This window comes from Halomonas koreensis, assembly GCF_031451675.1.
GTDB classification, from domain to species: Bacteria; Pseudomonadota; Gammaproteobacteria; order Pseudomonadales; family Halomonadaceae; genus Halomonas; species Halomonas koreensis.
The window spans coordinates 323421-335774 of record NZ_JARWAK010000002.1 but is presented as its reverse complement, the minus strand read 5'-3'; the positions used below and the strand labels follow the sequence as shown (position 1 = coordinate 335774).

Sequence of the window (12354 nt, the reverse complement as noted above, 5' to 3'; positions counted from 1 at the left end):
TGCCGGGGCCAAAACCCCGGCATGATGGGGATTGTCAGGGATGGTTGCTTGACAGGCGTTTGATCGCATTGCTATAAACTCTCGCCATGCTGTGATCGCGTCAGTCAGCCGTAAGTCTCGCCGATTAGAGCCAATTTACGTAACAGTCAAGGGGTGAAGTGTGAACAAGTCCGAGCTGATCGAAGCCATTGCCGCGTCTGCCGACATTCCCAAGGCGGCCGCCTCCCGCGCGCTCGACGCCATGGTCGATACCGTTGCCGACAGCCTGAAGAAGGGCGATAGCGTCTCCCTGGTGGGTTTCGGCACCTTCACCGTCAAGGAGCGGGCGGCCCGCACCGGTCGCAACCCGCAGACCGGTGAGCCGATCGAGATCAGCGCCGCCAAGGTGCCGAGCTTCAAGGCCGGCAAGGCGCTCAAGGATTCCGTCAACTGAGCAGGCGGCGACGCCGCGTCTCAGGACGTTTCCCTACAGGCGCACCGCTGTCGCGGTGCGCCTGTTTCGTTTCGGGGTCCGTGCCGTCGCCGCCCGGCGGCCGGTCGCGAGGCCCGGCGGGATGCGTATAATGTGCCGCGTCCCGATCCACCAGATCCGCAGAGGCCTGCATGCTGCAAAGTATTCGTGACCGCTCCAGAAGCTGGGGCGCCAAGATCCTGGTCGGCGCCGTGGTGGTGACCATGGCGCTGTTCGGCGTGGAGTCCCTGGTGGGGCTGCTCGGCAGCGACGGCGAGGAGGTCGCCTCGGTCAACGGCGAGCCGATCACCCGCCAGCAGCTCGAGCTGGAGGTCCAGCGCGCCATCCGCAGCGGCCAGGTGCCGCCGGAGCAGGAGCGCCAGCTGCGCGCCGAGATGCTCGATACCCTGATCACCGAGCGCCTGCTGACCCAGTACGCCGAGCAGGGCGGGCTGCACCTGTCCGAGGGCCAGCTCGACCAGCTGATCGTCGGCCTGCCCGAGTTCCAGGACGCCGAGGGACGCTTCGATCGCGAGCTGTTCCGCAACCGCCTGGCCAGCGCCGGCTTCACGCCGCTGGCCTTCCGCGAGCAGCTGCGCCGCGACATGAAGCGTCGCCAGCTTCAGCAGGGGCTGGCCGCCAGCGAGTTCACCCTGGAGGACGAGCGCGAGCGGCTCGCCGCCCTGCAGCGCCAGGCGCGGACCTTCCGCTACCATGCCCTGACGCCGGCCGACCTCGAGCGGGAGATCGAGGTGAGCGACGCCGAGCTGCGCGACTACTACGAGGCCCATGCCGAGGACTATCAGCGTCCCGAGCAGGTTCGCCTGGCCTATGTGGTGCTGGATCGCCAGGCCATGGCCGAGGCGGTGGACGTCGAGGAGGCGGCGCTGCGCGAGGCCTGGCGGGCCGAGGCGGCGGATGCCGACCGCCGCGTCTCGCACATCATGGTGACCTACGGCGACCGGCGCACCCGCGAGGAGGCCAGGGCGCGCCTGGAGTCGGTCAAGGACCGCCTGGCCGACGGCGAGGCCTTCGCCGACCTGGCCGCCGAGGTCTCCGACGACACCTCCACCAGCGACGCCGGCGGCGACCTGGGGGTGATCGGTCGCGGTTTCTTCGGCGAGGCCTTCGAGGAGGCCGCCTTCGCCCTCCGGGAGGGCCAGGTGTCGGATATCGTCGAGACCGACAACGGCCTGCACCTGATCCGGGTCACCGAGATCGATCGGCCGCCCTTCGAAGAGGCCCGCGAGCGCCTGACCCGCCAGGTAGCGGGCGAGCGGGTGCGTGATGCCTTCAACGACAAGGCCCAGCGGCTGATCGACGAAAGCTTCGCCGCCGAGGACCTGGCAAGCGTCGCCGAGGACCTGGCGCTGACCCTGCAGGAGAGCGACTGGGTGAGCCGCGACGGCGCCGAGGGCGTGCTCGCCGAGCCCGGCGTGATGCGTCAGGCCTTCAGCCCGGACGTGCTCGAGGAAGGCTTCAACAGCGAGGTCATCGAGCTGGACGAGGACCGCCGGATGGTGCTGCGGGTGCGCGAGCACCGCGAGGCCACGACCCTGCCGCTCGAGGAGGTCCGCGACCGGGTCGTCGCCGCCGTAGAGGCGCGCAAGACCCGCGAGGCCCTGCAGGCGCGCGCCGACGAGCTGCTGGCGGCGCTGCGCGACGGCGAGTCCCTCGCGCTGCCCTGGCGGCGCGCCGAGGGCGTGAGCCGTCAGGCCGAGAGCGAGGTCGCCGCCCCGGTCATCGACGCCGCCTTCCGGCTGCCGCGTCCCGAGGACCAGGCGACCGTCTACGGCCGGGCCGACGACGGCCAGCGGGTGGTCCTGATCGGCCTGGAGGAAGTCACCCCCGGTGAGCCCAATGCGCAGATCGAGGGCTTCGTCGCGCGCATGGCCGAGCAGCTGCGCGCCCAGGCGGCCATCGCCGGCCTGATGCGCCACCTGCGCGAGCAGGCCGAGATCGAGCGGCCCTGATCGCCGAGGGGCGAGGAGAGCGAGGGACGAGGATCGAGGAACCCCACATTGGTGCCTTGCCCCTCGTCCCTCGAACCTAGCCCCTCGCACCTCGCACCTCACACCTCACACCTCACACCTCACACCTCACACCTCACACCTCACACCTCACACCTCACACCTCACACCTCACACCTCACACCTCACACCTCACACCTTCCGTCCCCTATGCCCACTCCGCTCGCCAATATCCCCGTCCACGTGATCACCGGCTTCCTGGGCAGCGGCAAGAGCACCCTGATCCGGCGACTGATCGAGCGCAAGCCCGAGGGCGAGCGCTGGGCGGTGCTGATCAACGAGTTCGGCCGCGTGGGCATCGACCAGGCGCTGGTCGACGGCCGCGACGACGTGGCGGTCAAGGCGCTGCCGGGCGGCTGCCTGTGCTGCCAGCTGGCCACGGTGCTGCACGCGGCCCTGGTGGACTTGCTGCGGCGCGAGCGGCCCGACCGGCTGCTGATCGAGCCTTCCGGGCTCGGCCACCCCGCGGGGCTGCTCGAGCTGCTGCAGGGCGAGGCCTTCGCCGGGGTGCTGTCGCTGCGGGAGACGATCGCGGTGCTGGACCCGCGGCGCCTGGACGATCCTCGGGCTCGGGAGCATGCCACCTTCCGCGACCAGCTGGCGCTGGCCGACGGCATCGTCCTGACCATGACCGACCGGATGCCGCCCGGGGCGCCCGAAAGAGCCCGCGAGGCGCTGGCCGCTTGGCTGCCGGGGGAGCGCTGGGTCGAGGCCGCGCCCCATGGCCGGCTGGCCCCGGGACGGGTGCTCGACGCCGGTCCCCACCGGACCTCGGGCTCGGCGACGCGGCCGACGCCCCACCGGGTGGCGGCGTCGTCGCCCGGGCCCTGGCTGGATCTGGAGGCCCGTCGGCCGGCGCCGGGCCGCCCGGTCCGCGAGCGGGGCGAGGCGCTGGGCCAGGCGAGCCTGGGCTGGCGCTGGAGCCCCGACGAGGTCTTCGCGCGGGCGGCCTTGCTGCATTGCCTGGACGGGCTGCCGGCGGCGCTGCGGGTCAAGGGGGTGTTCCGCGTCGAGGACGGCTGGATCGCGGTCAACCGGGTCGCGGGCCACGAGCCGCCCAGCGCCAGCGAATGGCGGCGCGACTCGCGCCTCGAGCTGATCGGGCCGCCCGGGGCGTTGCCCGGGGCCGAGGCCCTGGAGGCCGAGCTGGACGCCTGCATCCTCTAGGGGCGAGGGGCGAGGGGCGAGGGGCGAGGAGCGAGGAGCGAGGGACAGGCCGTGACTCGCGACTCTTGCTCGTGGCTCGCCCTCGCCGGCTGCGGGCGCTTGTCCGCCTGCGATGGATCAGGTCGGGACGGGCAGGCCGTGCTGTCGGCAGGCGGCGACCAGGGTGTTGTGCAGCAAACAGGCGATGGTCATCGGCCCCACGCCGCCGGGCACCGGGGTGAGGGCGCCGGCCACCCGCCCGACGCAGGCCGCGTCGACGTCGCCCACTAGGCGGGTGTCCTCGCCGTCGCCCAGCCGGGTGATGCCCACGTCGATGACCGTGGCCCCGGCCTTGACCCAGTCGCCCTGGACCAGGCCCGGCTGGCCCACCGCGGCGACCAGGATGTCGCCCTGGCGACACACCTTGGCCGGGTCCGGGGTCCGCGAGTGGGCGACGGTCACGGTGCAGTCCTCGCGTAGCAGCAGGCTCGCCAGGGGGCGGCCGACGATGCGCGAGCGGCCCAGCACCACCGCGTGCTTCCCGGTGAGATCGCCGAGGTGGCCCTTGAGCAGCTCGATGCAGCCCAGCGGCGTGCAGGGCACCAGTCCCTCTCCGCCGCCGGCCAGGGCGCCCACGTTGAGCGGGTGGAAGCCATCCACGTCCTTGGCCGGGTCCAGGGCCGCGATCACCGCCGCCTCGTCGATATGGTCGGGCAGCGGCAGCTGCACCAGCAGGCCGTGCACGCCCGGGTCCCGGTTGAGGGCATCGATCAGCGACAGCAGTTCCGCCTGGGGCGTATCGGCCGGCAGGCAGTGCTCGAAGGAGCGTATCCCGACCTCCCGGGCCTGCTCGCCCTTGCGGCGCACGTACACCCGGCTAGCGGGGTCCTCGCCGAGCAGCACCACCGCCAGCCCGGGCACCGGCCCATGCACCTCGCCCAGCCGCGCCACCCCGTTCGCCACCCTGTCGCGCAGGGCCCGGGCCTGGGCCCGGCCGTCGATTCGCCTCGCCATCGTCCTCGTACCCCTCTCGCCCCGGCGCCCGAGCCCGGGCAACTGGTGTGCGTCGGGTCAGAGTCTAGGCCAGGCGGCGGGCGTCGGTGTCTTGCCGGCGACGCCGGCTGTCGCCGCGGCGACGGTCGCCCTGCGCTATGCCGCTGTCGCCCAGGGGGAAGTGGCCGGCCGGCCGGCGGCATAGCCTGACAGGAAGCCTGGGGCTGTGCCCGGGCAGTCGACGGGCCAGGCCGGGCAAGAAACGATCAGCGAAACGCCGGCGTTTACCGGTGGCCGATGAGCGCCTTGACGGCGCTCGCCCATGGGCCGATGGTTAACGCCGTATGGTCGGGCGCCGGCACTTTTCGCACGGACGAGGAGCGCAGGCGCTCTTCGCGCATTGCCCGAGAGGCTGCATATGCACGACGGCGAGGGGTGTCCATGTATCGCGTGCGTCGTTGGGTGGTACGCCATGCTCGAGCCTTCGAGCTCCTCTACGCGGGCTTCGAGCCGTTGCTCAGGCTGCTGGGGCCGCTGGTGGCCACCGTCGGCCCGGGGCGTCTGGAGCGGCCGGTGGCGGCGGTGGAGCGGCGCATCAAGGGCCTGCTGTTCGACTGCCGGATGTGCGGCCACTGCGTGCTGAGCGCCACCGGCATGGCCTGTCCCATGAACTGCCCCAAGCAGCTGCGCAACGGCCCCTGCGGCGGGGTGCGCGCCGATGGCGGTTGCGAGGTGAAGCCCGAGATGCGCTGCGTCTGGGTCGAGGCCTGGGAGGGCAGCCGGCGGATGAAGCACGGCGATCGTATCCAGGTGGTGCAGCTGCCGGTGGACGCCGCCGAGGAGGGCAAGTCCTCCTGGCTCAAGGTGGTGCAGGGGATCCACGATCGGCAGGGCGAGGAGGGGCCATGAAGTTCGACGACGAGCCGGTGCCCGGCTACTCGCTGCCGATCCTGCCGGGCCATGTCTCCCCCGGGCGCCTGGAGCGGGTGCTGCGGGCGGGACGCTTCGCGGTGACCACCGAGCTCGACCCGCCGGACTCCGCCGACCCGGCGGAGGTGCTGCGCCGGGCGGCGATCTTCGACGGCTATGTGGATGCCATCAACGCCACCGACGGCTCCGGCGCCAACTGCCACATGTCCAGCGTCGGGGTCTGCTCGCTGCTGACCCGGGTCGGCTACGCCACCATCCTCCAGATGTCCTGCCGGGACCGCAATCGCATCGCCATGCAGGGCGAGATCCTGGGCGCCGCGGCCATGGGGGCCTGCAACCTGCTGTGCCTGACCGGCGACGGCGTCCAGGCGGGCGACCATCCCGAGGCCAAGCCGGTGTTCGACCTCGACGCCCTATCGCTGCTGGGCATCGCCCGGCGGATGCGCGACGACGGGCGCTTCGAGAGCGGGCGGACCATCACCGAGCCGCCGCGCATCTTCCTCGGCGCGGCGGCGAATCCCTTCGTGGCGCCCCGGGACTGGCGGGCCCGGCGCCTGGCCAAGAAGGTCGAGGCCGGGGCGCGCTTCTTCCAGACCCAGTACTGCTTCGACGTGCCGCGGCTGCGGGACTTCATGAAGGAGGTGGCCGACCTGGGGGTCCTCGAGGGGCCCGACCGGGCCTTCGTGCTGGTGGGCATGGGGCCGCTGGCCTCGGCGCGCAGCGCGCGCTGGATCCGCGAGCGGGTGCCGGGCATCCATATCCCGGACGCGGTGATCCGCCGCCTGGAGGGGGCCCGGGACCAGCGGGCCGAGGGCGAGCGGCTGTGCCGGGACATCCTCGCCGAGGTCCGCGAGATCGAGGGCGTCAGCGGCGCCCACCTCATGGCCTACCGCCAGGAGGCCACGGTGGCCCGCATCATCGAGGAGACCGGGGTGCTGGAGGGGCGGGTGCCCTGGTACCCGGGGCGCGACGACCCCGCCGCGCTCAACCCCGAGGCGCCGGAAGCCGGGCCCAGCCCGCTGAGCGCCACCCTGGGGTAATCGACAGGCAAGGGGGCGCCGCGATGCGGTGTCGCCGGGCCTTGGGCCCGCAACCGGGCGCCTGCGGCGCTCGGGGTGGTAGGAGCGCAACGTGTTGCGCGATTGGGGTTTTTTGCCAACCCTCAGGGTGAAAACCGGGCGCCTTCGGCGCCTGGGGTTGTAGGAGCGCAACTTGTTGCGCGATTGGGGGTCTTGCCAACCCTCAGGGTGAAAACCGGGCGCCTGGCGGCGCCTTTCGCGCAGCGCAGCTGCGCTCCTACGGTGATCGGGGTTCGGCCCTTCCGTGGGGCGCGGACCGGGCGCCTGCGGCGCTCGGGGTGGTAGGAGCGCAACTTGTTGCGCGATTGGGGGTCTTGCCAACCCTCAGGGTGAAAACCGGGCGCCTTCGGCGCCTTTCGCGCAGCGCAGCTGCGCTCCTACGGTGGTCGGGGGCGGCCCTTCCGTGGGGCACGAACCGGGCGCCTTCGGCGCCTTTCGCGCAGCGCAGCTGCGCTCCTACGGTGGTCGGGGGTGGCCCTTCCGTGGGGCACGAACCGGGCGCCTGGCGGCGCCTTTCGCGCAGCGCAGCTGCGCTCCTACGGTGATCGGGGTTCGGCCCTTCCGTGGGGCGCGGACCGGGCGCCTGGCGGCGCCTGGGGTGGTAGGAGCGCAACTTGTTGCGCGATTGGGTTTTTTGCCAACCCTCAGGGTGAAAACCGGGCGCCTGGCGGCGCCTTTCGCGCAGCGCAGCTGCGCTCCTACAGGATCGGGATTCGGCCCCTCCGAGGGGCATGAACCGGTCGCCTGGCGGCGCTCGGGGTGGTAGGAGCGCAACGTGTTGCGCGATTGGGGTTTTTTGCCAACCCTCAGGATGAAAACCGGGCGCCTTCGGCGCCTTTCGCGCAGCGCAGCTGCGCTCCTACAGGATCGGGATTCGGCCCTTCCGTGGGGCACGAACCGGGCGCCGCCGGCGTCAGGCCTCGAGGGCGAAGTCGCGCAGGGCCGGCGGCTCGCCGGGGCGGGCCTCGATCTCCCAGCCGCGCTCCGGCTGCCAGTCGCCCAGCACGTAGCGCCGGGCGGGGGCGCCGTCCAGCTCGAGTTCGTGCACGGCGGGTCGGTGGGTGTGGCCATGGATCATGGTGGTCACGCCGTGCGCGCGCAGGGCGGCATGCACCTCTTCCGGCGTCACGTCCATGATGTCCTCGGCCTTGTTGGAGTTGGCCTCTCCGGACTGGTCGCGGAGCTGCCGGGCCAGGGCCAGGCGCTCGGGGATCGGCATGGCGAGGATCTGTGCCTGCCACTGCGGGTCCCGGGCCTTGGCGCGGAAGGCCATGTAGGCCTCGTCGCGGGTGCACAGGCTGTCGCCGTGCATCAGCAGCACGCGCTCGTCGCCGAGGGTGACCACGCAGGGGTCGGAGATCAGGGTCGCGCCGGCGGCCTCGGCGAATCGGCTGCCGAGCAGGAAGTCGCGGTTGCCGTGCATCAGGTAGACGGCGGTGCCGGCCTGTGCCACGCGCCTCAGGGCCTCGGCGATGCGCGCGGCCAGGGGCGCGGTGCCGGTGGGATCGGCGTCGCCCAGATCGAGCAGGTCGTCGCCGATCCAGGCCTCGAAGAAGTCGCCGAGGATGTAGAGCGCCTCGGCGTCGCGGGCCCGGCCGTCCAGCCAGGCGAGGAAGGCCTCGGTGATGGCCGGGGCGCCGGGATGGAGGTGAAGGTCGGAGATCAGCAGGGTCGACATGGCGGCTCGTGCAGGCAGCGGGTGAAGGATCGCCCACCCGCCGGCGCGGGTGGGCGCGTCGCGCGGAGATCAGTCCCGGACGTAGGCGCGCTGGATGACCACGTCCTCGGCGGGCACGTCGGCGTGCATGCCGCGGCGGGTGGTGGGCACCGCCTTGATGCGCTCGACCACGTCCATGCCCTCGACCACCTCGCCGAATACGCAATAGCCCCAGCCCTGGAGGTTCTTCCCGCGGTGGTTGAGGAAGTCGTTGTCGGCGACATTGATGAAGAATTGGGCGGTCGCCGAGTGCGGATCCTGGGTGCGCGCCATGGCCAGGGTGCCGACGGTGTTGGCCAGGCCGTTGTCGGCCTCGTTGTCGATGGGCGCGCGGGTCTCCTTCTGGTTGAAGTCGAGGTCGAAGCCGCCGCCCTGGACCATGAAGCCGTCGATGACCCGGTGGAAGAGGGTGTTGTCGTAGAAGCCGTCGCGCACGTACTGCTCGAAGTTGGCCGCGGTCTTCGGCGCCTTGTCGTGGTTCAGGGCGACATGAATATCGCCGAAGTTGGTCTGCAGAATGATCATCTCGAGGTCCTGTCGTTGTCGCCGAAGCCGGGCAACGGAGGGTTGAAACCGGGGCGCCGGGGACAGGTCGGAGAGGGGGGCTTTTGCCAGGGATGGCAAAAGTAGCGCCTATGGAGGGGGTCACAGCGCCCCTCGAAGACCTGTCGACGGATCAGCCCCGGTTGTCGACGCCTTCCGGCCGCCCCGGCGTATAGCGGGATGCCTTGGCGCCCCATGGGCACGTGGCGCTATAATAGCCGTTTTGCGTCGATGCGCGAAGCCGCGGCCAGGCCCGCGGCGTCGCGGCGACAGGCCCGCGTTCAACCAGAGGTTGCCCAATCAACATGACCAGCGAGACCACCAGCGCGCCGAACTTCATTCGCAACCAGATCCGCGAGGAGATCGAGGCCGGCCGGCAGGGCAAGATCGTGACCCGCTTCCCGCCGGAGCCCAACGGCTTCCTGCACATCGGCCACGCCAAGTCGATCTGTCTGAATTTCGGGCTCGCCGAGCAGTTCGGTGGCGACTGTCATCTGCGCTTCGACGACACCAATCCGGCCAAGGAAGAGCAGGCCTACATCGACGCCATCAAGGAAGACGTCAGCTGGCTGGGCTACGAGTGGGCAGGCCCGGTGCGCTTCGCCTCGGACTACTTCGACCAGCTCTACGCCTGGGCGCAGCACCTGGTACGCGAGGGCAAGGCCTACGTCGACGATCTCTCCCCGGAGGAGATGCGCGAGTACCGCGGGACCCTGACCGAGCCGGGCAAGCCGAGCCCGTATCGCGAGCGCAGCGTCGAGGAGAACCTGGACCTGCTGGAGCGCATGCGCGTCGGCGAGTTCGCCGAGGGCGAGAAGGTGCTGCGCGCCAAGATCGACATGGCCGCGCCGAACATCAACCTGCGCGACCCGATCCTCTACCGCATCCGCCATGCCGAGCACCACCAGACCGGCGACAAGTGGAAGATCTATCCCTCCTACGACTTCACCCACGGGCAGTCGGACGCCCTGGAGGGCATCACCCACTCCGTGTGCACCCTGGAGTTCGAGGATCATCGTCCGCTCTACGAGTGGTTCCTGGACAACCTGCCGGTGCCGGCCAAGCCCCGCCAGATCGAGTTCGCCCGGCTCAACCTCAACTACACCCTGACCTCCAAGCGCAAGCTCAAGCTGCTGGTGGACGAGGGCATCGTCGACGGCTGGGACGACCCGCGCCTGCCGACCCTGTCCGGCATGCGCCGCCGCGGCTACACGCCGGCCTCGATCCGCAAGTTCTGCGAGATGATCGGCGTGACCCGCGCCGACGGCGGCCTGGTCGACATCGCCATGCTCTACCACGCCATCCGCAGCGACCTGGAGGACAACGCGCCCCGCGCCATGTGCGTGCTCAGGCCCCTCAAGGTGGTGCTGACCAACGTGCCCGAGGACTTCGAGGAGACCTACCGGGTGGCCGGCCACCCGGCTCGCGAGGACATGGGCGTGCGCGAGATCCCCTTCACCCGGGAGATCTACATCGATCGCGACGACTTCATGGAGGAGCCGCCGAAGAAGTTCTTCCGCCTGGCGCCGGGCAAGGAGGTGCGGCTGCGCAACTCCTACGTCATCCGCTGCGACGAGGTGATCAAGGACGCGGCCGGCGAGATCACCGAGCTGCGCTGCTCGGTGGACTTCGACACCCTGGGCAGGAACCCCGAGGGTCGCAAGGTCAAGGGGGTGCTGCACTGGGTCAGCGCCGCCCGCGGCGTGCCCATGGAGGTGCGCCTGTACGACAACCTCTTCCAGGTCGAGCAGCCGGACCGCGACAAGGACGCCGACTTCCTCGAGCACCTCAACCCCGAGTCCCTGGTCACCGTCCAGGCCGTCGGCGAGCCGAGCCTGGCGGACGTCGCCCCCGAGAGCCGCTTCCAGTTCGAGCGGGTGGGCTACTTCTGCGCCGACCGCCACGCCTGCCGCGACGGCAAGCTGGTGTTCAACCGCACCGTGGGCCTCAAGGACACCTGGGCCAAGATCAAGAAGAAGGGCTGACATGCAGATCTACAACACCCTCACGCGGCGCAAGGAGCCGCTGGCGCCCATCGAGCCCGGCAAGGTGCGCATGTACGTCTGCGGCATGACCGTCTACGACTACTGCCACCTGGGCCACGCCCGGGTGATGGTGGCCTTCGACGTCATCACCCGCTACCTGCGCGCTCGGGGCTATGACGTCAGCTACGTGCGCAACATCACCGACATCGACGACAAGATCCTCAGGCGCGCCGAGGAGAACGGCGAGACCATCGAGGCGCTCACCGACCGCATGATCGGCGCCATGCACGAGGACGAGGCCCGCCTCGGCGTGCTGCGCCCGGACGCCGAGCCCCGGGCCACCCAGCACCTCGACGAGATCGTCGCCATGATCGAGACGCTGATCGACAAGGGCTACGCCTATGCCGCCCCCAACGGCGACGTCTACTACCGGGTGCGCAAGTTCGAGGGCTACGGCAAGCTCAACAACCGCGACCCCGACGAGATGCGCGCCGGCGCCCGGGTGGACGTCGACGAGTTCAAGGAGGATCCGCTGGACTTCGTGCTGTGGAAGGCGGCCAAGCCCGGCGAGGCCGAGTGGCTCTCGCCCTGGGGCCCGGGCCGCCCCGGCTGGCACATCGAGTGCTCGGCGATGTCCACCTGCTGCCTGGGCGAGACCTTCGACATCCACGGCGGCGGGCCGGACCTGACCTTCCCCCACCACGAGAACGAGATCGCCCAGAGCGAGGCGGCCACCGGCAAGCCCTACGTCAATACCTGGATGCACGCCGGGGCGGTGCGGGTGAACCAGGAGAAGATGTCCAAGTCGCTGGGCAACTTCTTCACCATCCGCGACGTGCTCGAGCACCACGATCCGGAGGTGGTGCGCTACCTGCTGGTGGCCAGCCACTACCGCAGCCCGATCAACTACGCCCCGGACGCCCTGGCCGACGCCCGCAAGTCGCTGGAACGCTTCTACAACGCCCTGGACGGCGTCGAGCTGCGGCCCGGCGAGGTCGATCCGCGCTACGACGCGCGCTTTACCGAGGCGATGGACGACGACTTCAACACCGCCGAGGCGATGTCGGTGCTCTTCGACCTGGCCCGGGAGCTGAACCGCGCCAAGAAGGAGGCGCCGGACGAGGCCCCGGCGCTGGCGGCCGAGCTCAAGCGCCTGGGCGGCGTGCTCGGCCTGCTGCAGCAGGCGCCGGCGAGCTTCCTCAAGGGCGGCGCGTCGGCCCTGCCGCTGCCGGAGGTCGAGATCGAGGCCAGGATCGCCGCGCGCGCCGAGGCCAAGAAGGCGAAGGACTTCGCCGCCGCCGACGCCATCCGCGACGAGCTGGCCGCGCTGGGCATCGTGCTCAAGGACAGCTGGGAGGGCACCACCTGGGTGCTCGAGGCGCCCGGCGACTGACGGCCAGGCCCGCCCCCGCGCTTCGCAACGCCCGGCTTCGTGCCGGGCGTTGTGGTGTCGGGGTCGGCATCAGCGTGCGGCGCGGCC

Annotated in this window: 10 protein-coding genes; 7 read left to right on the top strand and 3 right to left on the bottom strand. The window is 70.9% G+C overall.

Features of this window, described 5'->3' with window-relative positions; genetic code table 11:
- The first annotated feature begins 160 nt into the window (after positions 1–160).
- The 3 genes from QC818_RS03730 to QC818_RS03720 all read left to right on the top strand — a co-directional run bounded on the left by QC818_RS03730 (position 161) and on the right by QC818_RS03720 (position 3648).
- On the top strand, positions 161–433 hold the full coding sequence (locus QC818_RS03730; protein WP_183382282.1) for an HU family DNA-binding protein: 273 nt from the start codon (positions 161–163) through the stop codon (positions 431–433).
- A 170-nt stretch (positions 434–603) separates the two neighbouring features.
- Positions 604–2424 carry a SurA N-terminal domain-containing protein gene (locus tag QC818_RS03725; protein WP_309651502.1) on the top strand — a complete coding sequence of 607 codons (1821 nt, stop codon included), beginning with the start codon at positions 604–606 and terminating at the stop codon, positions 2422–2424.
- 207 nt (positions 2425–2631) lie between these two features.
- On the top strand, positions 2632–3648 hold the full coding sequence (locus QC818_RS03720; RefSeq protein ID WP_309651501.1) for a CobW family GTP-binding protein: 1017 nt from the start codon (positions 2632–2634) through the stop codon (positions 3646–3648).
- Positions 3649–3765: 117 nt separating this feature from the next.
- Here the strand turns inward: QC818_RS03720 and folD are convergent, their stop codons facing one another.
- Positions 3766–4641, bottom strand: coding sequence for a bifunctional methylenetetrahydrofolate dehydrogenase/methenyltetrahydrofolate cyclohydrolase FolD (gene folD / locus QC818_RS03715; RefSeq protein ID WP_309651500.1), 876 nt, complete (start codon positions 4639–4641; stop codon positions 3766–3768).
- 420 nt (positions 4642–5061) lie between these two features.
- Here folD and QC818_RS03710 point away from each other — a divergent pair, with 420 nt between their 5' ends.
- On the top strand, positions 5062–5529 hold the full coding sequence (locus tag QC818_RS03710; protein WP_309651499.1) for a methylenetetrahydrofolate reductase C-terminal domain-containing protein: 468 nt from the start codon (positions 5062–5064) through the stop codon (positions 5527–5529).
- Complete coding sequence (locus tag QC818_RS03705) at positions 5526–6590, top strand: methylenetetrahydrofolate reductase (RefSeq protein ID WP_309651498.1); 1065 nt, start codon at positions 5526–5528, stop codon at positions 6588–6590. The genes QC818_RS03710 and QC818_RS03705 overlap by 4 nt, the downstream gene beginning before the upstream one ends.
- A gap of 952 nt (positions 6591–7542) precedes the next feature.
- Here the strand turns inward: QC818_RS03705 and QC818_RS03700 are convergent.
- A complete protein-coding gene (locus QC818_RS03700) occupies positions 7543–8307 on the bottom strand; it encodes a UDP-2,3-diacylglucosamine diphosphatase (protein ID WP_309651497.1) in 765 nt (254 codons plus the stop codon).
- 69 nt (positions 8308–8376) lie between these two features.
- Entirely contained in the window at positions 8377–8871 is a 495-nt protein-coding gene (locus QC818_RS03695; RefSeq protein WP_309651496.1) for a peptidylprolyl isomerase, read from the bottom strand.
- Between the two features lie 323 nt (positions 8872–9194).
- Between QC818_RS03695 and QC818_RS03690 the strand changes: the two genes are divergently transcribed.
- Complete coding sequence (locus QC818_RS03690; protein WP_309651495.1) at positions 9195–10874, top strand: glutamine--tRNA ligase/YqeY domain fusion protein; 1680 nt, start codon at positions 9195–9197, stop codon at positions 10872–10874.
- A 1-nt stretch (position 10875) separates the two neighbouring features.
- On the top strand, positions 10876–12267 hold the full coding sequence (cysS, locus tag QC818_RS03685) for a cysteine--tRNA ligase (RefSeq protein ID WP_309651494.1): 1392 nt from the start codon (positions 10876–10878) through the stop codon (positions 12265–12267).
- Positions 12268–12354 lie beyond the last annotated feature (87 nt).

What these genes read in the sequence shown, in the direction of transcription:
- QC818_RS03720 (WP_309651501.1), top strand. Translation starts at nt 2,632, where the DNA reads ATGCCCACTCCGCTCGCCAATATCCCCGTCCACGTGATCACCGGCTTC.
- QC818_RS03705 (WP_309651498.1), top strand. Translation starts at nt 5,526, where the DNA reads ATGAAGTTCGACGACGAGCCGGTGCCCGGCTACTCGCTGCCGATCCTG.
- QC818_RS03695 (WP_309651496.1), bottom strand. Translation starts at nt 8,871, where the DNA reads ATGATCATTCTGCAGACCAACTTCGGCGATATTCATGTCGCCCTGAAC.
- QC818_RS03700 (WP_309651497.1), bottom strand. Translation starts at nt 8,307, where the DNA reads ATGTCGACCCTGCTGATCTCCGACCTTCACCTCCATCCCGGCGCCCCG.
- cysS (WP_309651494.1), top strand. Translation starts at nt 10,876, where the DNA reads ATGCAGATCTACAACACCCTCACGCGGCGCAAGGAGCCGCTGGCGCCC.
- QC818_RS03690 (WP_309651495.1), top strand. Translation starts at nt 9,195, where the DNA reads ATGACCAGCGAGACCACCAGCGCGCCGAACTTCATTCGCAACCAGATC.
- QC818_RS03725 (WP_309651502.1), top strand. Translation starts at nt 604, where the DNA reads ATGCTGCAAAGTATTCGTGACCGCTCCAGAAGCTGGGGCGCCAAGATC.
- folD (WP_309651500.1), bottom strand. Translation starts at nt 4,641, where the DNA reads ATGGCGAGGCGAATCGACGGCCGGGCCCAGGCCCGGGCCCTGCGCGAC.
- QC818_RS03710 (WP_309651499.1), top strand. Translation starts at nt 5,062, where the DNA reads ATGTATCGCGTGCGTCGTTGGGTGGTACGCCATGCTCGAGCCTTCGAG.